This window comes from Bradyrhizobium sp. GW821-FHT13H05, from assembly GCF_058804065.1.
The window spans coordinates 885,079-906,399 of sequence record NZ_JBXAPO010000003.1 but is presented as its reverse complement, the minus strand read 5'-3'; the positions used below and the strand labels follow the sequence as shown (position 1 = coordinate 906,399).

Annotated in this window: 19 protein-coding genes; 11 read left to right on the top strand and 8 right to left on the bottom strand. The window is 62.6% G+C overall.

The features are described 5' to 3' along the window. The first annotated feature begins 557 nt into the window (after positions 1-557). The 6 genes from AC1RR3_RS13165 to AC1RR3_RS13140 all read left to right on the top strand — a co-directional run bounded on the left by AC1RR3_RS13165 (position 558) and on the right by AC1RR3_RS13140 (position 7,301). Positions 558-1,718, top strand: a complete 1,161-nt coding sequence (locus tag AC1RR3_RS13165) for an ABC transporter substrate-binding protein (protein WP_492823067.1) — start codon at positions 558-560, stop codon at positions 1,716-1,718. A gap of 42 nt (positions 1,719-1,760) precedes the next feature. Then, positions 1,761-2,804, top strand: coding sequence for a branched-chain amino acid ABC transporter permease (locus AC1RR3_RS13160; RefSeq protein ID WP_492823065.1), 1,044 nt, complete (start codon positions 1,761-1,763; stop codon positions 2,802-2,804). After that, complete coding sequence (locus AC1RR3_RS13155) at positions 2,801-4,570, top strand: branched-chain amino acid ABC transporter ATP-binding protein/permease (protein ID WP_492823063.1); 1,770 nt, start codon at positions 2,801-2,803, stop codon at positions 4,568-4,570. Before AC1RR3_RS13160 ends, AC1RR3_RS13155 begins: the two co-directional genes overlap by 4 nt. Continuing rightward, positions 4,567-5,280, top strand: a complete 714-nt coding sequence (locus AC1RR3_RS13150; RefSeq protein WP_492823061.1) for an ABC transporter ATP-binding protein — start codon at positions 4,567-4,569, stop codon at positions 5,278-5,280. Before AC1RR3_RS13155 ends, AC1RR3_RS13150 begins: the two co-directional genes overlap by 4 nt. A gap of 331 nt (positions 5,281-5,611) precedes the next feature. Beyond that, positions 5,612-6,163: a hypothetical protein gene (locus AC1RR3_RS13145; protein WP_492823059.1), complete on the top strand. Its 552-nt coding sequence runs from the start codon at positions 5,612-5,614 to the stop codon at positions 6,161-6,163. A gap of 34 nt (positions 6,164-6,197) precedes the next feature. After that, positions 6,198-7,301 carry a tetratricopeptide repeat protein gene (locus tag AC1RR3_RS13140; protein WP_492823057.1) on the top strand — a complete coding sequence of 368 codons (1,104 nt, stop codon included), beginning with the start codon at positions 6,198-6,200 and terminating at the stop codon, positions 7,299-7,301. A gap of 496 nt (positions 7,302-7,797) precedes the next feature. Here the strand turns inward: AC1RR3_RS13140 and AC1RR3_RS13135 are convergent, their stop codons facing one another. From AC1RR3_RS13135 to AC1RR3_RS13125, 3 genes are all read right to left on the bottom strand, one after another. After that, positions 7,798-8,529: a class I SAM-dependent methyltransferase gene (locus tag AC1RR3_RS13135; protein WP_492823055.1), complete on the bottom strand. Its 732-nt coding sequence runs from the start codon at positions 8,527-8,529 to the stop codon at positions 7,798-7,800. A 221-nt stretch (positions 8,530-8,750) separates the two neighbouring features. Next, entirely contained in the window at positions 8,751-9,554 is an 804-nt protein-coding gene (locus AC1RR3_RS13130) for an alpha/beta fold hydrolase (protein ID WP_492823053.1), read from the bottom strand. Positions 9,555-9,918: 364 nt separating this feature from the next. Continuing rightward, positions 9,919-10,983 carry a serine hydrolase domain-containing protein gene (locus AC1RR3_RS13125; RefSeq protein ID WP_492823051.1) on the bottom strand — a complete coding sequence of 355 codons (1,065 nt, stop codon included), beginning with the start codon at positions 10,981-10,983 and terminating at the stop codon, positions 9,919-9,921. 296 nt (positions 10,984-11,279) lie between these two features. Here AC1RR3_RS13125 and AC1RR3_RS13120 point away from each other — a divergent pair, with 296 nt between their 5' ends. Continuing rightward, on the top strand, positions 11,280-12,191 hold the full coding sequence (locus AC1RR3_RS13120; RefSeq protein ID WP_492823049.1) for a prolyl oligopeptidase family serine peptidase: 912 nt from the start codon (positions 11,280-11,282) through the stop codon (positions 12,189-12,191). 142 nt (positions 12,192-12,333) lie between these two features. On the opposite strand, the gene AC1RR3_RS13115 is transcribed toward AC1RR3_RS13120, so the two are convergent. From AC1RR3_RS13115 to AC1RR3_RS13100, 4 genes are read right to left on the bottom strand one after another with little or no spacing between them, the layout of a single operon-like run. Further along, positions 12,334-13,041 carry a hypothetical protein gene (locus tag AC1RR3_RS13115; protein WP_492823047.1) on the bottom strand — a complete coding sequence of 236 codons (708 nt, stop codon included), beginning with the start codon at positions 13,039-13,041 and terminating at the stop codon, positions 12,334-12,336. Next, positions 13,038-13,475: an acyl-CoA thioesterase gene (locus AC1RR3_RS13110; protein WP_492823045.1), complete on the bottom strand. Its 438-nt coding sequence runs from the start codon at positions 13,473-13,475 to the stop codon at positions 13,038-13,040. Before AC1RR3_RS13110 ends, AC1RR3_RS13115 begins: the two co-directional genes overlap by 4 nt. Continuing rightward, entirely contained in the window at positions 13,475-14,383 is a 909-nt protein-coding gene (locus AC1RR3_RS13105) for a fumarylacetoacetate hydrolase family protein (protein ID WP_492823043.1), read from the bottom strand. The genes AC1RR3_RS13110 and AC1RR3_RS13105 overlap by 1 nt, the downstream gene beginning before the upstream one ends. Before the next feature lie 43 nt (positions 14,384-14,426). Further along, positions 14,427-15,533 (bottom strand): cupin domain-containing protein, encoded by a 1,107-nt coding sequence (locus tag AC1RR3_RS13100; RefSeq protein WP_492823041.1) that lies wholly within the window; start codon positions 15,531-15,533, stop codon positions 14,427-14,429. Between the two features lie 208 nt (positions 15,534-15,741). On the opposite strand from AC1RR3_RS13100, the gene AC1RR3_RS13095 reads away from it, so the two are divergent. The 4 genes from AC1RR3_RS13095 (at position 15,742) to AC1RR3_RS13080 (ending at position 20,595) form a co-directional block, all read left to right on the top strand. Next, entirely contained in the window at positions 15,742-17,901 is a 2,160-nt protein-coding gene (locus AC1RR3_RS13095; RefSeq protein WP_492823039.1) for a thiamine pyrophosphate-dependent enzyme, read from the top strand. Further along, positions 17,898-19,463 (top strand): indolepyruvate oxidoreductase subunit beta family protein, encoded by a 1,566-nt coding sequence (locus AC1RR3_RS13090; RefSeq protein WP_492823037.1) that lies wholly within the window; start codon positions 17,898-17,900, stop codon positions 19,461-19,463. Before AC1RR3_RS13095 ends, AC1RR3_RS13090 begins: the two co-directional genes overlap by 4 nt. A gap of 155 nt (positions 19,464-19,618) precedes the next feature. Next, on the top strand, positions 19,619-20,113 hold the full coding sequence (locus AC1RR3_RS13085) for a MarR family winged helix-turn-helix transcriptional regulator (RefSeq protein WP_492823035.1): 495 nt from the start codon (positions 19,619-19,621) through the stop codon (positions 20,111-20,113). After that, entirely contained in the window at positions 20,113-20,595 is a 483-nt protein-coding gene (locus AC1RR3_RS13080) for a MarR family winged helix-turn-helix transcriptional regulator (protein WP_492823033.1), read from the top strand. Before AC1RR3_RS13085 ends, AC1RR3_RS13080 begins: the two co-directional genes overlap by 1 nt. Here the strand turns inward: AC1RR3_RS13080 and AC1RR3_RS13075 are convergent. After that, positions 20,592-21,320, bottom strand: a complete 729-nt coding sequence (locus AC1RR3_RS13075) for an SDR family NAD(P)-dependent oxidoreductase (RefSeq protein WP_492823031.1) — start codon at positions 21,318-21,320, stop codon at positions 20,592-20,594. The genes AC1RR3_RS13080 and AC1RR3_RS13075 overlap by 4 nt on opposite strands. Position 21,321: the final 1 nt, after the last annotated feature.

Genomic DNA, 21,321 nt, shown 5'->3' with positions numbered 1-21,321 from the left:
ACGCGTCAAATGCGCACGGCGGCGCCGACGACGGGCACCGTCACGGCGCAGCGAGCATGGCATTTTCGTCCGGTCGAGCGGCGGAGAAACGCCGCACTCTGACGGAATTGTATGCAACGACATTTTTTTCTGACAGTGCCGTGACACGTGTTGACGGCCCCACCGACAATACTTTAGGCTTTAAGTAATTCCTCGCCGGTCAAGGGCCGGTGGCCATGACAATGACGTTGCAGGCACCGATTTTGAGAGACTCAATCGTGTGGACAGTCGCCGGGATCGAACAGCCGGCAGTGGCAGCAGCACCGCCGGCCGCGCATCGCGGCCGCGCCGACGACCTTTCATCGCTTCAGGAAAGGCCCGCCCGCATTCGCCGGCGGGCCCGTGGTTCGAGCGGCAAGCAACATCATGGCTGCTGACGCTCCGCCAAGCAAACTCTCTTCGGTCGCGCCGGGGATTCGGCGCCGCAGCAATGCTTTCAATCGGTTGGTTCGTCGTTCGGGTTCCCCGCGCGGCAGCTTCAAGGCATTCCTATCCAGCATCAACGGAGGAGAACGCAAATGCGCAAGACTCTGAGCTTACTTGCACCTGTTCTTGCACTTGTCGCCGGAATCGTCGCTGCTCCGGCTGCGCAGGCCGACATCACAATCGGCTTCGTCACCTCGCTCAGCGGCAACGGTTCGTCGATCGGAATCCCCTACGGGCGCGGCATCAACGCCGCCTATGAATACAAGAAGACCATCAATGGCGAGACCATTCGCCTGATCCAGCTCGACGATGGCTCCGACCCGTCGGCCGCAACCCGCAACGCCCGCAAGCTGGTGGAAGAGGAGAAGGTCGACCTTCTGATCGGCACCGCCACGGCGCCCTCGACCATCGCGATGGCCGCGGTGGCGAGCGAGCTGAAAGTGCCGATGATCGCGGTGTCGCCGATCGGCAAGCTGCCTGAAACACCGGAGCAGTGGGTGGTGTCGGTGCCGCAGCCGGCCTCCCTCCTCGTCAAGATCGTCGCCGACCGCATGAAGCGCGACGGCATGAAGAACATCGGCTATATCGGCTTCACCGACGCGTGGGGCGATCTCGTCTATAACGGCGCCAAGGCGGCCGAAGCCGCCGGTGACATCAAGATCCAGAGCAACGAGCGCTATGCCCGCACCGACACCTCGGTGACCGCGCAGATCCTGAAGGTAATGGCTACACGTCCCGACGCCGTGCTCGACGGCGGCTCGGGCACGCAAGGCGCACTGCCTCTGCTCAGCCTCGCCGAGCGCGGCTTCAAGGGCAACACCTACGGCACCGTGGCGCTGGTCAATCCTGATTTCGTCAATGTCGGCGGCAAGGCGGCTGACGGCATCCAGGTTTCCGCAGGGCCCGTGATCGTCGCCGAGCAGCTTCCCGACGAGCACTTCGCCAAGAAGATCGCGTTGGATTTCCGCAGCATCTACCAGAAGACCCATAACATCCCGACCACCGACGGCTTCTCCGCCTACTCCTTCGACGCCTGGCTGATTTTCGCCAACGCCGCCGAGCGCGCACTGAAGACGGCAAAGCCCGGAACGGCGGAATTCCGCGCCGCGCTGCGCGATGCGATCCTCAGCACCAAGGAGCTGCCGGGCGTGCATGCCGTCTACAACTTCAAGCCCGGTGCGGTGACCGGCGTCGACGAGCGCTCGCTGGTCGTGGTGCGCCTGACCGGCGGCGCCTGGAAGTACGCGCCGTAGTCGGACGGCGGCTGGCCGCCAGAACAGGGGAACGGCGTCTCAATGACGAGCGACATCGCAGCCATCCTTGGGATCGACGGGATCGCCACCGGCGCAGTCTATGCGCTGGTGGCGATCGGGACTGTCCTCATCTTCACGGTGACACGGGTCATCTTCATTCCCTTTGGCGACATCGCGGCGTTTACCGCACTGACGCTGGCTGCCCTCGACGCCAAGCGCTTTCCGGGGACGGGCGCGCTGGTCGTCATCCTCGCCTGCCTTGCGACCCTGATCGAGATCGTCTCGCTCGTACGCTCCGGCGAGACCCGGCTGCTGCCCCGCGCGCTCTTCTTCTATCTCGCGCTGCCGTTGGCCGTGGTCGGCATCGCCTGGCTCGCCATGCGCACCGAGCCGCCGCTTGCCGTCAGGCTCGTGCTTGCCTTGATGCTGATCACGCCGGTCGCCCCACTGCTGGACCGGATCGTCTTCCGCCCGATCGCGGACGGAACGGTGCTGTTGCTCCTGACGGTCTCGGTCGCGCTGCATTTCGCACTGGTCGGTCTCGGCCTGCTGTTCTTCGGCCCCGAAGGCGTCAGGACCGAACCGCTGACCTCGTTCTCGACCGAGGTCGCCGGGGTGCTGGTCTCGGGCCAGACCATGCTGATCGTGATCGCGGCCCTCGTCTTCAGCGGCCTGCTCTATCTCTTCTTCGACTTCACACTGGTCGGAAAATCGCTGCGTGCCACGGCCGTGAACCGGACCGGCTCGCGCCTGATGGGGATACGGCCGGCCCGCGCCGGCACCATCGCCTATCTGCTGGGATCGCTGATGGCCGGCGTCTCGGGCATCCTGATCGCACCCGTCAATACCGTGTTCTACGATTCCGGCTTCCTGATCGGCCTCAAGGCCTTTGTCGGCGCCATCGTCGGCGGCATGACCAGCTATCCCGGTGCTGCGATCGGCGCCGTCGGCGTCGGCATCCTCGAAAGCTTCGCATCCTTCGAGAGCAGTGCGCTGAAGGACGTCATCGTGTTCTCGCTGCTGATCCCGATCCTGATCTGGCGATCCCTCGCCTCGCTGCATTCCGAGGAGGAGATCGAGGAATGACGCGCCTTCATGTTCAGCTCGCGGCGGTGGCTGCGGTCGTGTGCCTCGCGCTTGCGCCTTTCGTCCTGAGCCCGTTCAGCATCACGCTGATGAACTATATCGGGATCTATTCGCTGGTCGCCATCGGGCTTGCGCTGCTCACCGGTGTCGGCGGTATCGTGTCGTTCGGGCAGGCGGCGTTCGTCGGCGTCGCGGCCTATGCGACAGCCTGGGTCTCGGCGCTGAACGGCTATTCGCCGTGGCTCGGCCTTCTGTTCGGCGTGGCGCTGACCTGCGCGGTCGCAGCCATCCTCGGCGTCGTCACCTTGCGGCTTCAGGGCCATTTCCTCTCGCTCTCGACCGTGGCCTGGGGCCTCGCCATCGGCTTCCTGTTCGGCAATGTCGAGGGACTTGGCCGCTTCAACGGCATCGCGTCGATCCCGCCGATCAGCATCGGATCGTTCGCGCTGGTGACGAGCGCACAGATCTATTTCCTGATCTGGGGCATCGTCGCAGCGGTCCTCCTGCTCGGATACAATTTGCTGGACTCCCGGCTCGGCCGCGCCATGCGCGCGCTGCGCGGCGGCAACACGCTGGTCGAGAGCCTCGGCATCAACGCATTCCAGGTCAAGCTCGTGACCTTCGTGATCGCGGCCTTCCTCGCCTCGCTCTCCGGCTGGCTCTACGCCCATATGAGCCGCTTCATCAGCCCCGGCCCGTTCGATGCCGGCATGGGCATCGAATATCTGATGATGTCGATGGTCGGCGGCGCCGGCAGCCTGCTCGGCGGTGTCGTCGGTGCCGCCGTCGTCACCCTGCTCAAGAACAGCGTGCAGGACTATCTGCCGCTGATCGCCAAGGGCGCCTCCGGTCAGCTCGAGATCGTCGCTTTCTCGGCGCTGTTCATCCTGTTCCTGCAATGGGCACGGCAGGGCATCGTGCCCTTCGTCGCGCGCTATCTGCCGAAGATCAAACGCGAGCGGCCGGAGCCGGCGGCTGCCCTGCCCCGCCGCGCACAACCGGCACCGGGCGAGCTGCTTCTGAAGGTCGATGGCGCCGAGCGGCGGTTCGGCGGCTTGGTCGCCGTCAACAATGTCAGCTTCGAGGTCCGCTCCGGCGAGATCCTTGCCGTCATCGGCCCGAACGGCGCCGGCAAGAGCACGATGTTCAACTGCCTGACCGGTGCGCTCCGGGTCAACAAAGGCGAGATCGTGTTTGCGGGACGCCCGATCACACGCGACGCGCAATCGCGCATCGCCAAAGCCGGGATCGCGAGAACCTTCCAGCATGTGAAGCTGCGGCCGCGCATGAGCCTCCTCGAGAACGTCATGCTCGGTACCTACGCCCGCACCAGCACCGGCCTGCTTGCCAGCGCCTTCCGTCTCAACCAGCGCGAGGAAGCCAGCGCGCGGCACGAGGCCTTGACGCAGCTCGAACGCGTCGGGCTCGGCGAGAAGCCATTCGAGCTCGCCGGCAATCTGCCGCTCGGCAACCAGCGCATCCTGGAGATCGCCCGCGCACTCGCCGCGGACCCGGCGCTGCTGGTGCTCGACGAGCCGGCGGCCGGCCTTCGCCGCCAGGAGAAGCTGCGGCTAGCCGAACTGCTCCGCTCGCTACGGTCGGACCACCTGACCATCCTGATCGTCGAGCACGACATGGAGTTCGTGATGTCGCTGGTCGATCGCATCGTGGTGCTCGATTTCGGCTCAAAGCTCTGCGAAGGCGCGCCCGCCGCGATCCGCAGCGATGAGCGGGTTCAAGAGGCCTATCTTGGAGGCGTCGCGTGAGCCAGATGTTTTCAATGACTGACGTGACCGTCTGCTACGACAATGTCGAAGCGGTCCGCAACGTCTCGCTGTCGGTCGAGGAAGGCCAGATCGTCACCGTGATCGGCCCGAACGGTGCCGGCAAGACCACGCTGTTGATGGCCGCCATCGGCTTGCTCGCCTCTCGTGGCAGCATGGTCTTCCAGGGCGGCGATATCGGAAAAATGTCGGTCGAGGACCGCGTCGAGCGCCGGCTGTGCCTTGTGCCGGAGAAGCGGGAGCTGTTCTCCGACATGTCGGTCGCCGACAATCTCCTGCTCGGCTCCTACAGCCTGCGCGATCGCTCGGGCGTGCAGACAACGCTGGACGAGGTCTATGATCGCTTTCCCCGCCTGAAGGAGCGGCAGCGCCAGGCGGCCGGCACCCTCTCCGGCGGCGAGCGCCAGATGCTTGCGCTCGGCCGCGCGCTGATGGCCAAGCCGAAACTGCTGATGCTGGACGAACCAAGCCTCGGCCTCGCGCCGCTGATCGTGCGCGAGATCTTCCGCACCATCGCCTCGCTGCGCGATCTCGGCGTCTCGATCCTGCTGGTCGAGCAGAACGCCCGCGCCGCGCTGGAGACGGCCGATTACGGCTACGTGCTCGAGACCGGCGAGATCGTGCAATCCGGCCCCGCCAAGGATCTGATCCACGATGACAGGCTGATCACGGCCTATCTCGGCGGCCACTGAGACCGGCTTGGCGAGCCGCACAACAAAACATCGAAAACAACCCCATGCACAGTAGCCGGCGCTAACGATATCAATGGCTTGATCGCTCACTTACGGATTTTACGAAATTCGCTTGCTCCGTCGGGCAAAACAGTGGCATGATGCCATCATCGCCGCTCCCCGGGATCGCGCCAACCCACGCATCCCAGACTTCCGATGTGAACTGCCAAACGCCAGCGCGCCTCGCCGCGCCATGATGACGGCTGACATGTTGCCGTCACTGGCACCGTTGAAGACGATCCGTTTGGTTGTTACATTTTGACGCAGCATCTCATGCGCGAATCGGACGGATATGAGAAATATCTTCGCGAAGCCGGAAAACGTCCTGACGCTGGCCGGAATTGCCCTCGCCGATCTGGTCCTGCTGCTGTCGGTCCCGCAATACGTGCCCACGCTTCACCTCGCCAAGACGTCGTTCTGGAGCGGCACGAAAATCAACCAGATTCGCTTCGGGTCATATCCCGATACAGGGCTGACGGAATTGGCGCGCGCCGAAGCCGCGAAGCACGCAGGAACGTGGGACGCATGGGCCTTTGCCTGCATCGCCCTCAATCCGACCGACAACGAAAAACCTGTGATGATGGTGGATGCAGGAGAAGCACCGGTCGGCAACAATGTCCGTATCATCCAGGAATTCCGCCTGCCCAGGGACGGCTTTGGCCTCTACGGCAGCCCGCGGTTCAGCCTGAACGTCGAGGGCAGCGCTGTGCTGCTGGATGAAGAGGAAGCGCCGCGCTGGCAGGCCTTTCTCCACAAGGGGATCGGCAAGTTGAAGACCGCCCGCGACAATTGGGAACGATGGACCATCCCGCCCGGTGAGACGGCGTCGCTTGCGCCAGGCTGACGTAAAGGTCGGATAGCCGGGCTCTGGAGAATTCATGGGAAGACATGCTCTCGTTCAATTCGTCGGTGCAGCGCTGTTGCTGGCGGCCACCGCTTCGCCCATTCGGGCGGACTCCTTGAATGACTGGAAATGCACCGGCAATCCCGACCTCCCCTGGGACGAGCAGATCGCCGGCTGCACCAACGTGCTCAAATCAGGAAGATGCACCGGGGACTGTGCGGCTGGCGCGCTGTATAACCGCGCGATCGCGCACCGAGCCAAAGGTGACAATGACAGCGCCATCGCCGACGATACTCAGGTGATTGCGCTCGTACCAAACTTTGGTCCAGCTTACGGAAACCGCGCCAACGCGTACCAGGCAAAGGGCAACTACGACAGCGCCATCGCCGATTACGATCGAATGATCGTACTCGATCCCAAGAGCGCGCTCGCCTACAATAATCGTGGCAACGCCTATCAGGACAAGGGCGAGCTTGATCGTGCAATCGCCGATTATGGTCAGGCAATCGCAATCGATCCGAAATTCGTTATCGCCCACAACGGCCGTGGCAATACATACTATTTGAGGGGCGACCTAGATCAGGCGATTGCCGACTTCGATGAAGCGGTCGCGCTCGATCCGGGATTTGCACTCTCCTTCCACGGTCGCGGCGCGGCCTACGACAAGAAAGGCGATCTCGAGCGCGCCATCGCCGATTTTGATCGGGCGATCGCGCTCCAACCGGGATTCATGCTGGCTTATACCGGCCGCTGCGTGGACCACAACAAGAGGCATGAGAGCGATCTGGCTTTTGCAGACTGCAACGAAGCGATCCAGATCAATCCAACTTATGCGCCGACCTATGTGTATCGCGGCGATGTCTATCGGGACAAGGGAGACCTCGATCACGCGATTGCCGATTACGGTCAAGCGATTGCGCTCGCCCCCAAATACCCGCCCGCCTTCAACAGCCGCGGCGACGCCTACTACGCCAAACGCGACTTCGACCATGCCATCGCCGACTACAGCGAGGCGATTTCGCTATTCCCTGAATACCAGGCCGCATTTAACGGCCGCGCCAATGCGTACAAGGCCAAGGGCGACAAGGGCCGCGCCATGGCCGATTACGACGCGGCGGCGCGGCTCGAACCGAAATGATTTGGCTATGCAGCGCTGCGGGCCACGCGCTCAAGCGATCGCGGTGACTGGCCGGCAGCAGACTTCTTCCATGGCAGCAGGAGTTCGACTTGTCCGCAAGGCAGATCGAATGAAATCGTTCGTGTACCGACAAGGGCTCCGGTGTTTTCCGTGCGGTCGAGTTCGGTTACCGATTATACAAAGCCAGCCGGCAGGATGAGGCCACTCAGGAAGCCGAAGATCAGATCGGCCTCAACAAGGCAAAGCGTCGCGACGTCCAGCGCATCCCTGACCGGTCTCGGTTTCGACACCAGGGTCAACGGACGGTCGACGTGTCGACCCGCGCTGTCATCACACGCTGGCAGGCGGCACGCGGCTATCCCGGGACTGGCTTCCTCAACCCGCTGCAGCATCAGGCGCTACTGACCGCGTCCGCCTCGGCAGCGCATGCCAGCTTCAGTGGCAAGGACAAATCCGACGACGATCGTCCGGCCCGTCGAATCGAGCAAGCCCGGCGTCATGCGTCGAGCTGGGCTGAAACAATCATCATCATCGGTCGCTCCAACTCGTCAGCCAAAGCCGGGTTCGCCGCGATCTGCTCCGGGGTTGGGGCCCATTCATCGACATGACGGATCGTAAATCCTGCACGAATGAGCGTGTTAAGTGTCGTCCCCATCCGGCGATGCCACTTTACCACGCCCTTGGCTAACCAATCCGTCGTGCGTTCCCCCTCGACCGCATAACGATCGATTGGCCAAGTCTTGCCCCGCTCGTCGACCTGCCATTTCGGGTCTGTTGGCGCCATGTAAATCGGGTGCTCGATGGTGAAGATGAATTGCGCACCGGGTCGCAGCGCGCGACGCACCATGCCTGCAAGCCTGCTGAAATCAACGATGTAGTGGAACGCGAGCGAACTGTACGCCATATCGAATGCGCCTTCCGGGAGCTCGACCCGCTCCATGTCGGCGATCATATATTCAATTGCAGGATCATCCGTATCGGCCTTGGCACGCGCGATCATTCTCTCCGACAAATCCAAGCCGAGGACGCGCAGCGCGCCATGCTGCCGTGCCCAGCGAGCAAACCATCCATACCCGCAACCTAAATCAACCACGCTCTTGCCGCTGAGATTGGGCAGCAAAGCACGAATTGACGGCCATTCAGGCGCGCCATCCAGGCCGTAAACCGAGCGGCGCAACTGACTGTATTGGTCAAAAAATTCCGGTTGATCGTAGATATTCTGCGCCATTGGTGGTCGGCCTCTGCTCTTCCAGCCAATTAAATTTCTCGATAACCGGTGTCAGCGGCCCGCGCGTGCGCGAGGGCTTGCGGGCTGTCGAACACCAGCTTGTTGCGCTGCATGTGCTCGACGCGCTGAATTACGGTGACAGTGCTGGACTGCACCCCTCAAGTGAGACACGATAATCCTGCGGCGTGATGTCCGCACTTTAGATTATGGACCGGTCGATCTCACGCGGCTTGCAGTATCAACTCGCTCACGCGGTCCGGTGCATCGAGCATGACCATGTGCCCGACGTCCGGCAGTTCGAATGTGGCCCAAGACGTGTCGCTCTTGCAGTCTGCCAGGGCCTTATCAAAGGGTGGCTGTGGAAATTTTGGGAGGCGGATGTATGTCTTCTTCGCTACCTTTTGGAGTGCCCCGGAAATCTTGATCGGCTGGAGATAGGTGCCGACTGGATGCGGAGTAACTTTAGATTCGGCGAATGCCCGATCGCGTTCGGCAACTACAATGGCCGGATACTTCGCCGATCCACGAACGCCGGCCTCGCCCGTATCAATGGCCATTTGTATGCCTTTACGAACCGGTTCGGCTGCAAAGTCCGCCACTCTTTGTCCGTCGGCCGGAACGTAGGCATCAAGCCATACAATCGATGAAACGCGATCGCCGATGCTTTCGAGTGCGCCGGAGCCAACAAAACCCGCATAGGACCACGCCACAAGGCAGACGTTCTCGAGACTTTCCCATTTGATCAGGTTGACGACGTCGGCGATGTGGGTGTCCAGATTGACGTCCTTGCTCAGCAAATGCGAGCGCTCGGCCAAACCCGTGAGTGACGGAGCGAACACTTTATGGCCGCCCTGTTCGAGCCGGTCAGTGACCCGGCGCCATATCCAGCCGCCGCAAAAAGCCCCGCTGACAAAGACAAAGGTCTTTCGCGCCGATTGCGCGCGAACAGCACCGACCGCCCCTGAGGCCGCTGCTGCCGCGAGACCGCCGGTCGCAGCGCTGCGAAGGATGCGACGGCGGGTCATTCCACTATTTGTCATGACAAAATTCCTATTGTTTAAGGAAGATCGGGACTGAAGCGGATTGCAACCAGGAGGATATTCGCGCATCGGTTCGCGAGGGCCTTCGCCCCGCTCAACCGCTTGATCGCCTTCAATTTGTAAGCCGTCGGAAACTGACGCTTCTTTCCTCGTCCTGCCACAGGTCATCCTCGAAATGCCTGTCACTGTAATTATCGTGTCTCACTTCAGGGGTGCAGTCCAGCATCGTCACCGTAGTCCGAGAAAGCAGCGCAGGGTTGCGGATATGCCTGGATCGACGCAATTTCCCTCGGACGGACTTCCGGGCACGAAATGCCTTACCTCTATTCGGCGCGTTGCCGCGGCACGATCAATTTTCTGAAGTCGCGAGCAGGATGTATCGATCCAGCAAGTCCAATTCAGGTGCAACCATGTTTTTGGATTGTCGGGACGAGTTGAAGACAACGACCATGTCAAGCGCGGGAATGACGAGGGTTTTTTGGGAGTTGAAGCCCATCGCGGCGATCCATTGAACCGCGTGGTCCTTGTCCAGGGATTGCCCGAGCCACCATTGATAGCCATAAGCGTGTGGGCCTTCCGCCTCGATTTGCGCGGCAGACGGCGGGCCGGTCTTGATGTGCTCGGTCGTGGATTGAGTGACCCAGGAAGCCGAGACGATCTGCCTGCCTTCCCAAGCTCCGTGATTGAGAACAAGCTGGCCGATTTTCGCCCAGTCGCGAGGCCGCAGGTCCAGCCCGCTGCCTGACGCCGGGAGGCCGCTCGATGCGTTTTGATGCCATTCAACATCATTGATGCCGAGCGGAGCGAAAATGCTTTCCTGAGCCAGCTCTTCGACGTTTTTCCCGGTGACCTGACGGAGGACAGCTCCAATCAGTTCGGTCTCCCGGCTGTCGTATTTGAAGGATGCACCGGGAGATCTATCGGACCCCAATCCTGCCGACATCGTCAGGAGATGACGCAGGGTGACACGATCCTTGCCGGACCCACGAAGATTGGCATCTTCCGGAAGATACGAAACGATCGGCGCGTCCAGATCCTTGATCAGGCCACGATCCATCGCTATCCCGACCAGCAGCGAGACGACGCTCTTGGTCATGGAATAACCTTGGTGCCGCGTGATTGCATCATTTTCGGGCAGCATCGGGTAGTTGAAGTAGCGTTCGTAGACGAGCACGCCGTGGCGAACGACGACGATCGAATCCACATTGGCAAGTGTGCCGCCGGTTATGCCGTCGGCCATCGTGCAGAGCAGCGTCGCGTTCAGCCCCTGCTTTTCCGGCGACGTAATGGCCCATCCATCATGGATGTCTGAAGGCATGCCGCAATCCGGCGCCGCTCCGAGCGCAATTTGGGCTCCGGTGAGACTGAGAGCGAAAGCAGAAAAGGCCACCGTGAAAAACGACCATGCCCGCATATCAGGTTCTCCGCGACCATTCCCCATGATGGCCCGATCCGCATCTCGTGTTTTGTGTATGTCGATTTTACGGCATCGCGGGCTTTGAGAGGGCTCGATGTCGGCTGCCGGCCCCAGCCGAAGAGGTGGGAGGGGTGAACGGACTTGTGCCAGATGATCATCGACACGCGCCTTTGACCCCCTGCCGACGCGGGAGCACTTCAATATTATGCCCAGCGGGCTATTGAGCTCGATTAGAATACGATCCTACAAGATCGCGGAAGATCGGCTTTCGTCGCCAGACTGGGGGATTATTCATGGCTGTCCGATTGGGTCTGTTTGTAGCGACAATCCTGGTCTCGGTTTTTTCCGTGAGTCTGGCCTTTGGCGGGGAGACCTCGCCCGATTCCGCCGGATATCAGTATTCCCAGCCCATAGAACCAACTTTTTCCGATCTTCCCTATGCGACCCAGTCCCCGTCACAGAAGCTCGATCTCTATCTGCCTGTGGTGAAAAACGGGCCGGCACCATTGGTGATTTGGATTCACGGCGGCGGTTTCCGTGTCGGCGACAAACACTCCATGCCCAGACGCAATTTCGGCCCTGCACCCAAACCAAAAGGGCCAGACGGACCTTATCAAATCCAGGTCCCAGACGTCGCCGCGCTGACCCGCGAAGGTTATGCGGTCGTCAGTCTCAACTACCGCCTCCTTCGCCGTCCTGGTGACCGTTTCGTCGATTTTGCCCGTCCCGCAGTTCAAGACGGCAAAGCCGCCGTGCGCTTTCTTCGCGCCAATGCGGCACTGTACGGTCTTGATCCCGGAAAGTTCGCAGTCTGGGGCAACTCGGCCGGAGGCTTCATCGCCGCGATGCTGGCGGCGACCGGAGACGATCCGACGATTTTCGACGATCCGGCTCTCGGTAGCACCGACGTCTCTGGCGCGGTCCAAGCCGCCGTTATCTGGTATGGCGCGATTGAGGTCGACGACTTGAGTATTGCTCACTACATTTCTGCAGCAAAAATCATCCCGCCAATCTTGATCGCCAACGGCGATGCCGACACCAGCGTTCCCGCAGCCGAAGCGATCCGGCTCAACGACGAACTGCTGAAGAAGGGAGCGAAATCCACCCTCACGATTTTGTCGGGTGCCGCTCATGAGGATCCGGCCTTCATGGCCACGCAGATGCTTCCCACGTTCAAGTTTCTCGATGCGGCTCTCGGCCGATGACGAGGCAGCGGACGTCGCTTCTTGGCCCGTTTCGGAAGTGCGGTGACGTGTGACTTGAGTCCGAGATGAGCACCAAGGCGGACATCTGGCGATCAATCCGCATTTATCGGCTCGCGCCATATTCGTTCTCGCTCTCCGCTCTCTAGGGCTTCGGCCGCACCACCCGCGTCAGCATCGGAAAATGCTTGTTGCCGCCCGAGAACGGCGGGAATTTCACGAAGTCCGCCCGCATGCGCGTGATCACGTCCGAGCCGAGCGCATGCGCAAGAGCTTGCGGGCTGTCGAACACCAGCTTGTTGCGCTGCATGTGCTCGACGCGCTGCGACGGCAGCCGGTCGACCCAATCGATGCGGGTGTAGATCTCGATCTGGCGGACATCGGGGAAGGTCCGCATGATCGATGGATGGTGCTCCAGATAATGCACGTTCCAGGCGTTCATGTCCTCGGCCGGGCCGGGATAGTGGACGAGGTAACTGCAGGGCGCTGTAGTTCCCGCCGGATGTTCGGCGACATCGACGGGGAACGCACGCGTCAGCATCACCTGATGGGTGACGTCCAGTCCGGTGAGGCCGGATAATCCGGCACCCGTTGCAAGGCGCGCAAGGACACCGCCACGGTCCATCGCCGCCTCGCACGCGAACAGGTCCGGAAAGCGCAGCTGAAGCGCAAATGCGGGGCCGCAGCCGTCGGCCTTGTAGGGATGATCGACCGATTGCTCCAGCGGTGTGAACAGCAGGCCTTCGGCCATATCAGGGATCGACCCGACCAGCCTAGCTACGGCGTCAACCTCGGCAGGATGAATTCGCGGTTCGCCTGTGGAATCGGAGAATGTCATGAACAGCGAGATCATGCCGGCGTTGCCTCAGCGCCCTCGCCCGCGCTCACATGCGCCATCAGTGCGGTGCGAATGTCATCGGGCCAGGGGATCGCATGGTGATCGACCAGCGACGTCGCGGCAAGGATCTGGCGGGCGCGCCAGCGCATGACGTTCCCGCCGGAGACGACATGCTCCAGATGGAGCGATGATCCGCCGACTTTGGCGATGCGCAAATTGAACGTCAGGAGATCGCCGAACATCGAGGGACGGGAGAAGTCGCAAGCGAGGTGCACCGTGGGCGTCCCGATCTTCCTGATCGTGATCAGCTCCGGCCATGGAAAACCGATTGTCGCCCAGAACTCCTCGACGACGCCGTTGAGGATGTTCAGGTAGGACGGAAAGTACGCGATGCCGGAAGGATCGCAGTCGCCGAACCTGAGCTCGCGATCGAATGCGAAATTCGTCATCAGATCGCAACGACGGGGTGCCTGATGACACCGACGCCGTCGACCCCTGCTTCGATCACGTCACCCGGCCACAGCCATTCCTGGGGAGTCCTGCCGGCGCCGACGCCTTCGGGCGTTCCCGTTGCAATGATGTCGCCCGGCTCCAGCGTCATGCCCGACGAGATGTCGGAAATCAAAACCGGGATGTCGAAGATCATGTATTTGGTGCTGGAGTCCTGCTTCATGACCCCGTTCTTGGTCAGCCACAGCCTGAGATCATGCGGATCTGGAATCTCGTCTGCGGTGACGATGCAGGGGCCGAACGGCGCGTAGGTGTCCATGCCCTTGGAGAAGATCCACTGCCCGGCGCGGCGATTGTCGCGTGCGGAAATGTCGATCATCACCGAATAGCCGAACACGTGGTCCATCGCCTTGTCGGTCGCGATGCGGGTCGCGGTCTTGCCGATGATGACGGCGAGCTCGACCTCCCAGTCGAGCTGCTGCGTCATCTTCGCATTGTGCTGGATCGCGCCGCCCGGGCCGATCACGGAGGTCGGCGGCTTGGAGAAGACGACAGGCTGTTTCGGCAGATCCTTGTCGGTATCCAGGCTCCTGGCGGATTCCGCGACATGCGCGCGGTAGTTCAGCCCGATGCCAAAAATGTTCTTGCGGGGCCGCGGGATCGGGGCCTGCAGCTTCACATCCTCGACCGGAACGGCGGACCCGGCCGGCAAGCGTCCATCGGCCTCGTCCAGACGCTCCTTCAGCGCCGGCAGCAGCGTCACGCTGTTGTCGATGAACGACAGCATGTCGCTCGGCCACACAAGACCATGCGACGCGCCGAGGTGCTCGACGTCCACGACCAATCCATCAACGAGGACTCCGAGGCGGGCACCGCTGGAGCCCAAGGCGTAGGTAACAAGGCGCATCGAATCTTATCCGGCTCTTTCGGTTGAATTCTGCGTGGGGATGTCAGGCCGCGACAGGCTGGTGACCGGCGTTGTCGCCATAGGCCTCTTCCCGGTAGAAGCCGAGGCTTTCGATGACAGGCAGGTCGTTGAAGCAGAACAGGCAGGCATCCTCGCTGTCCGAGGCATTGCCGTGCTCGTGCCAGGCCCAGGAGGGAACGCAGAAGATGTCGCGCTCCTGCCATTCGAACCGCTTGCCGGCGATGATCGAGTGGCCGCTGCCCTTGGCGACCTGGTAGATGAAGCTGCCGGTGTGACGGTGCGACTTGGTCTTCTCGCCCGGCCGCAGCAGCTGCATGCTGGCGCCGATCGTCTGCATCACATGGCCGCCGGTGACGGGATTGACGTAGTTCATGAGAATGCCGTCATAGGGCGAGCCGTCGGTGGCGGCCGCGTATTTCCGCAAGGACTCGTAGGTCGGCTCCCACTCGTACTTGAACATCGGGGAATAGCCCTTCGACCATGTCGAGCCGGCCGGCCGCAGGCCGGGATTGCCCCAGGTCTTGGTCGTGCCGTCCACGGGGTAGCCGGAGTCCTCCTGCTGCACCTTGGGATGGACCGCGAAAAAGTTGGCTTCCAGTGCGTTGACCAGCGGGATGTCGAGGCCATCCTGCCAGATGCAGACCGAGCCGCTGGCTTCGACGCCGTGCTCGTGCCAGGTGCCGTTCGGCGTCAGCACGAAATCCCGCGCGCCCAGCGTCATCTTGTGACCGTCGACGATGGTGTAGGCGCCCGCCCCTTCCATGATGAAGCGCAGCGCTGAGGCCGAGTGCGCATGCGCAGTTGCGACCTCGCCGGGATGCATCACCTGCAATCCCGAATAGAGCCAGCCGACCGCGGCCGAGACGTCGCGGCGGCCGGGATTGTTGAGGTAGATCACCCGCCGCCCCGCCTTCTCCGGCGAGACCAGCTCGACCGAGCGCAGCACATGCTCGCGCAAATCGTTGTAGCGCCAGAGCACGGGAATCGACGCCGATTGCGGCGCCCACGGCTCGATCTTGTTGGCGACCGTCCACAGCGCGCCGGCTTCGTACTTTTCGAGGTCCTTGTAGTAGGCCTTGAGCTCGGGGGTATCCTCGACATTGGCCCGGCCGATGATGTTCTCGCGCATCCTGTCCTCCAAGTCCTGTTTTGTCGTTTCAGCTAGCTAGAACATGGTGACCAAGCTCGTCATGCCCGGGCCCTGCGCCGCGGCATCGCCCTCGCGACCAGCTTCGCGCCGCCTTGTCGGAGCGGAGGTCCGCAAGCGTGATAGCATGGCGCGGCGTTGACTTACTTCACATATAAACGTATGCTAACGCATATTTCTGGAGGGTGCAATGGCTGAACGTTCCTTTGCTCGCGAGGTTGAGGATCTCCGGCTCGGCGATGGCGATACGTTCCGCGGCGAAGGCATCCTCGCCATCACCAAGGCGCTGCTGCAATCCGGCGTCGCCTATGTCGGCGGCTACCAGGGCTCGCCGATCTCGCACCTGATGGACGTGCTCGCCGACGCCAAGGACGTGCTCGACGATCTCGGCGTCGTGTTCCAGAGCTCCGCCAACGAGGCGGCCGCAGCCGCAATGCTGTCGGCCTCGGTGATGTATCCCCTGCGCGGCGCAGTGGCCTGGAAGTCCACCGTCGGCACCAACGTCGCCTCGGACGCGCTCGCCAATCTCGCCTCGGGCGGCGTCACCGGCGGCACCATGATCATCGTCGGCGAGGATTATGGCGAAGGCTCCTCCATCATGCAGGAGCGCACGCATGCGTTCGCGATGAAATCGCAGATGTGGCTGCTCGATCCCCGCCCCGATCATGAGTGCATCGTCAATCTGATCGAGAAGGGCTTTGAGCTCTCCGAGGTCTCCAACACGCCTGTGATGCTGGAGGTGCGCGTCCGCGCCTGTCACATGCATGGCAGCTTCGCCTGCAAGGATAACCGCAAGCCGGCCCACACCATCAAGGACGCGCTGAACAATCCCAAGCGCGACGTCAACCGCATCGTGCTGCCGCCGGCGGCCTATGAGCACGAGCAGGAGAAGATCAAGACGCGGATGCCCGCGGCGATCGACTTCATCCGCGACAACAAACTGAATGAGTGGATGGGACCGAAGCACGCCAAGGTCGGCATCATCATGCAGGGCGGCATGTACAATAACGTGATCCGCGCGCTGCAATATCTGGGGTTGTCGGACGCGTACGGCAACACGCAAGTGGCGCTCTACGTCATGAACGTCACCTACCCCGTGATCGACACCGAGGTTGCCGAGTTCTGCCTCGACAAGGAGGCCATCCTGATCGTCGAAGAAGGCCAGCCGGAATATTTGGAGCAGGCGATCAACACGGTGCTGCGGCGCAGGGACATCAATGCGCGCATCCATGGCAAGGACGTGCTGCCGATGGGCGGCGACTACACTGCGCAGGTCCTGCTCGGCGGCGTCAGAGAATTCCTGGAGAAGACCGAGCCGCGGCTGCTCGGCAACCGGCCGCCGGCGCCGGACGCAGCGCCCGTGCTCAATCATCCCGCGGTCGAGAAGCTCAAGCAGGTGGTGCCGGCACGCCCGCCCGGGCTCTGCACCGGCTGCCCGGAGCGGCCGATCTTCGCCGCGATGAAGCTGGTCGAGGAAGAGCTCGGCCAGCACCATGTCTCGGCCGATATCGGCTGTCACCTGTTCTCGATCCTGCCGCCGTTCAATATCGGCGCGACCACCATGGGCTTCGGCCTTGGGCCGGCCTCGACCTCGGCCTTCAACGTCAAGGCCGACAAGCGCTCGATCGCCGTGATGGGCGACGGCGGCTTCTGGCACAACGGATTGACCAGCGGCATCGGCAATGCCGTGTTCAACAAGCATGACGGCGTCTTCCTCATCGTCGACAATTACTACACCTCGGCGACCGGCGGTCAGGACATCCTGTCGTCGCGCGCGGTCAACACGCGGCGCGATACCAACAATTCGATCACCAAGGCCGTGAAGGGCATCGGCGGCCAGTGGGTGCGTCAGCTCGACCGCACCTACGATGTCGGCAAGATGCGCGACATTCTGAAGGACGCGCTGACGACCAAGGACGAGGGCCCGAAGGTCATCGTCGCTTCCTCCGAATGCATGCTGAACAAGCAGCGCCGCGTGAAGCCGCAGATATCAAAGGCGATCAAGGACGGGACGCGCGTCGTCAAGGAGCGCTTTGGCGTCGACGAGGACGTCTGCACCGGCGACCATGCCTGCATCCGGCTCTCCGGCTGCCCGTCGCTGTCGGTGAAGCAGCTCGACGATCCCCTGCGCGACGATCCCGTGGCGGCGATCGACAATTCCTGCGTCGGCTGCGGCAATTGCGGCGAGGTCTCCGAAGCCGCCGTGCTCTGCCCCTCGTTCTATCGCGCCGACGTCATTCACAATCCGACCGGCTGGGACAAGTTCAAGTCCAAGGTCGCGATGAGTGTCATCGGCTGGCTGCAACGGCGGCGCGACCGCCGGCGCCCGGCTCTCGAGGCGTTGGCATGAGAGACGAGACGGTCCGGCTGGCCCTTCCCGCCGCAGGCGAGGCAACCGAGCGGCCTATCTCGATCGCGATCGTCGCGATGGGCGGCCAGGGCGGCGGCGTGCTGACCGACTGGATCGTGCAGCTTGCCGAGAACCATGGCTGGGTCGCGCAATCGACCTCGGTGCCCGGCGTCGCCCAGCGCACCGGCGCCACGATCTATTACATCGAGGCGATGCCGCCGCTCGACGGCCGCAAGCCGATCCTGTCGCTGATGCCGACGCCCGGCGACGTCGATGTGGTGATGGCGGCGGAGTTCATGGAGGCCGGCCGATCGATCCTGCGCGGCCTGGTGACGCCGGACCGCACCACGCTGATCGCGTCCAACCACCGGTCGCTTGCGATCGGCGAGAAGATCGCGCCGGGCAACGGCATTGCCGATGGCGGCGCCGTCACTGGCGCCATCGGGATTGCCGCGAAGACCGAGATCATCTTCGATTTGAACGCACTCGCCATCGCCAACGGCAGCGTCATCTCGGCGGCGATGTTCGGCGCACTCGCCGCGACCAGCGTGCTGCCGTTCAGCCGCGACAGCTATCTCGACGTGATCCGCGCCGGCGAGAAAGGCGCCAAGGCCAGCATTCGCACCTTCGAAGCGGCCTTTGACCGGGTCAAGAACGGCGCTCCGGAAGTTGCAGCGCTGGCAGAGCCGAAACAGGCCGACACCGTCCCCTCCGCCGTGACGCCAGATCCGGATCTCGCCGCGCTGGTCGCGAGGTTGAAGCAGGAGCTGCCCGAGCCCGCGCTGGCGATGGCCCGCGCCGGCCTGACGAAGGTGGTCGATTTCCAGGACATCGCCTATGGCGGCGAATATCTCGACATCCTCAAAACGTTGCACGCGGCCGACCGGAATTCTGGTGGTGCCGACAAGGGCTACGCTTTCACGGAAGCCGCGGCAAAGTACCTCGCCAACGCGATGACCTATGACGACGTCATCCGCGTCGCCGACCTCAAGACCCGCGCCGGTCGCCGCGCGCGCATCGAGAGCGAGCTCGATATGTCGGAGGGCCAGCTGCTCCAGACCACGGAATTCATGCATCCCCGCATGGAGGAGGTCATGGGCATGCTGCCCGCGGGCTTTAGCCGCTGGCTTGGCAACAAGCCGCGCCTGCTCGGCTGGCTCGATCGCCGCGTCAACAAGGGGCGCCGGGTGCGAACCTATTCGCTGCCCTGGTTCCTGGCGCTTTATGTGGTGGCCGGGCTGCGCGGCCTGCGCCGCCGCTCGCTGCGTCACGCCATCGAGACGGCGCATCGGGATGAATGGCTCAAGGCCGCGACCGCAGCAGTCGGCACCAACTACCAGCTCGGTGTCGAAATCCTGCAATGCCGCCGCCTGGTGAAGGGCTATTCCGATACCCACGCCCGCGGGCTGTCGAAATTCGACAAGACGCTGGCGGCGATCAAGCTGGTCGAGCGGCGCGACGATGCCGCCGACTGGGCGCGCCGCCTGCGCGAGGCCGCACTGAAAGACAGCGCCGGCAAGGAGCTCGACGGCGTGATCCAGACCATCAAGACTTTTGCATGATTCCACCGGAGGGGGACGCGGGATTGGATTGCCGTTCGCCCCACAAGACGTCAGGATCGGGCATCTTGACTACGATTCTCAGGTTGCTAATCGGAGCGAAAGATCCGCGATAATTCCTCCAATTGACGAGACACTTTGTCCTCGATGGTCATGCAATGCCGGCAGCACTCAAAGAGAACATTGTTCCCGTCCCTGGGCAGGTTGAAACCCGGCTCTGGCTGCAATTGCTGTCGCTGCATGGCGAGCTGTTCGCGTCGCTGAATGCGATGCTGAGCTCCGAGTTCGGCCTGTCGCTCGCAAAATTCGACGTGCTGGCTCAGCTTGATCGCTACCGGGATGGTCTCGCGCTCGGGCAATTGTCGCAGAACCTGAAAGTCTCCGGCGGCAACGTCTCGGGCCTGGTGCAGCGCCTGCTCGCCGACGACCTCATCAGCAGGGAGATGTCGAGCGAGGACCGCCGGTCGTTCATCGTGCGCCTGACGCCGAAGGGCGAAGCCCTGTTCAGGAAGGCGGTCGCCGTTCACAAGAAGCACCTCGGCACGCGGCTCGAGAACATCCCGACCCACGAGCTCGACACCGCGTTGTCGGTGCTGCGATCTCTCTCCTCGAAACTTCGCTCCGAGAGCAAGAAGCAAAGTCGCAAGAAATAATGGCCAAAGAATCCAAGAGCAGATGGAAATCGGGTCCGCCGCGGACGAAAGACCAGCTGCAGAACTATATTCCGTATCTGTTCAACCGGCTCGCCAATCGCTGGAACCTCGATCAGAACCGCGATCTGAGCGAGCACGGCGTCAACAACGTCGTGTTCCGGACGCTGTCGGTGCTGTTCATCTACAAGACCCTCACCGTCAATGAGATCGCCGTCCTCGCCGTCACGGAGCAGTCGACCGCCAGCCGCATGGTCGAGTCCATGGTGTCATCAGGCCTCGTCAAGCGCGAGATCGCCGAGGAAGACCAGCGTCGGCGTGTCGTGGGATTGACGCCGGAGGGCGAGGCACTGCTGCGCAAGATTTGGCCGATCATGGCGAACAACTACGACAAGCTGATCGAAGGCATCGAGCCCGACGACATCGAGGTTTGCGCACGCGTGCTGGCCAAGATGGTCGAGAACATACGGCAGAACCAGATCTAGGGGCCGAGGCCTACAAGGCTGGTGCCGCCGCAGACATAGAGAACCTGGCCGGTCACGAAATCGGAGCGCTCGTCGAGGAAAAATTCGATGGCGTGCGCGACATCCTCGCGCGAGCCGAGCCGCCCGACCGGAACGTTGCGCGCCATCCGCTCCTGCTGCTCGGAGCCTTTCGGGATGATGCCCCAGAAATTGTCGGTCAGGATCGGCCCTGGGGCTACGACATTCACGGTGATGCCACCAGCGGCGAGCTCCAGCGCCCAGGTCCGCGCCAGGCCGTGCACGCCGGCCTTGGTCGCCGCATAGGCCGAGCGTGTCGCCGCCCCCATCGCCGCGCGCGAAGAGACGAACACGATGCGCCCGAAGCGGCGCGCACGCATCCCCTCCAGCGCCGCCTGGGTCAACAGCATCGGCGCGCCCAGATGCAACTGCGCCAGCATCAGAATATCTTCCGGCTTCGCATCCGGCAGCAGGTTCGGCAGGATGATGCCGGCATTGTGCACAAGGCAATCGATGCTGTGATCCTGGCCAATCTCCTGCGCGATCGCGCGCGTCTCTTCGATATTAGTCAGGTCGGCGCAATAAGCCGCGAGCAGAGCATGGGTCCAGGCGGGCTTCTCCAGCCCGACCGAAACCACGCGCTGTCCGCGCTCGACGAGCTTTTTCGCCAGCGCCTCGCCGATGCCCGAATTGCCGCCGGTGATGAGTGTGGTGCGGATCTCGCCCATG

What these genes read in the sequence shown, in the direction of transcription:
- AC1RR3_RS13130 (WP_492823053.1), bottom strand. Translation starts at nt 9,554, where the DNA reads ATGACCCGCCGTCGCATCCTTCGCAGCGCTGCGACCGGCGGTCTCGCG.
- AC1RR3_RS13125 (WP_492823051.1), bottom strand. Translation starts at nt 10,983, where the DNA reads ATGCGGGCATGGTCGTTTTTCACGGTGGCCTTTTCTGCTTTCGCTCTC.
- AC1RR3_RS13105 (WP_492823043.1), bottom strand. Translation starts at nt 14,383, where the DNA reads ATGCGCCTTGTTACCTACGCCTTGGGCTCCAGCGGTGCCCGCCTCGGA.
- AC1RR3_RS13080 (WP_492823033.1), top strand. Translation starts at nt 20,113, where the DNA reads ATGGCCAAAGAATCCAAGAGCAGATGGAAATCGGGTCCGCCGCGGACG.
- AC1RR3_RS13120 (WP_492823049.1), top strand. Translation starts at nt 11,280, where the DNA reads ATGGCTGTCCGATTGGGTCTGTTTGTAGCGACAATCCTGGTCTCGGTT.
- AC1RR3_RS13095 (WP_492823039.1), top strand. Translation starts at nt 15,742, where the DNA reads ATGGCTGAACGTTCCTTTGCTCGCGAGGTTGAGGATCTCCGGCTCGGC.
- AC1RR3_RS13075 (WP_492823031.1), bottom strand. Translation starts at nt 21,320, where the DNA reads ATGGGCGAGATCCGCACCACACTCATCACCGGCGGCAATTCGGGCATC.
- AC1RR3_RS13135 (WP_492823055.1), bottom strand. Translation starts at nt 8,529, where the DNA reads ATGGCGCAGAATATCTACGATCAACCGGAATTTTTTGACCAATACAGT.
- AC1RR3_RS13155 (WP_492823063.1), top strand. Translation starts at nt 2,801, where the DNA reads ATGACGCGCCTTCATGTTCAGCTCGCGGCGGTGGCTGCGGTCGTGTGC.
- AC1RR3_RS13085 (WP_492823035.1), top strand. Translation starts at nt 19,619, where the DNA reads ATGCCGGCAGCACTCAAAGAGAACATTGTTCCCGTCCCTGGGCAGGTT.
- AC1RR3_RS13145 (WP_492823059.1), top strand. Translation starts at nt 5,612, where the DNA reads ATGAGAAATATCTTCGCGAAGCCGGAAAACGTCCTGACGCTGGCCGGA.
- AC1RR3_RS13100 (WP_492823041.1), bottom strand. Translation starts at nt 15,533, where the DNA reads ATGCGCGAGAACATCATCGGCCGGGCCAATGTCGAGGATACCCCCGAG.
- AC1RR3_RS13165 (WP_492823067.1), top strand. Translation starts at nt 558, where the DNA reads ATGCGCAAGACTCTGAGCTTACTTGCACCTGTTCTTGCACTTGTCGCC.
- AC1RR3_RS13110 (WP_492823045.1), bottom strand. Translation starts at nt 13,475, where the DNA reads ATGACGAATTTCGCATTCGATCGCGAGCTCAGGTTCGGCGACTGCGAT.
- AC1RR3_RS13090 (WP_492823037.1), top strand. Translation starts at nt 17,898, where the DNA reads ATGAGAGACGAGACGGTCCGGCTGGCCCTTCCCGCCGCAGGCGAGGCA.
- AC1RR3_RS13115 (WP_492823047.1), bottom strand. Translation starts at nt 13,041, where the DNA reads ATGATCTCGCTGTTCATGACATTCTCCGATTCCACAGGCGAACCGCGA.
- AC1RR3_RS13140 (WP_492823057.1), top strand. Translation starts at nt 6,198, where the DNA reads ATGGGAAGACATGCTCTCGTTCAATTCGTCGGTGCAGCGCTGTTGCTG.
- AC1RR3_RS13160 (WP_492823065.1), top strand. Translation starts at nt 1,761, where the DNA reads ATGACGAGCGACATCGCAGCCATCCTTGGGATCGACGGGATCGCCACC.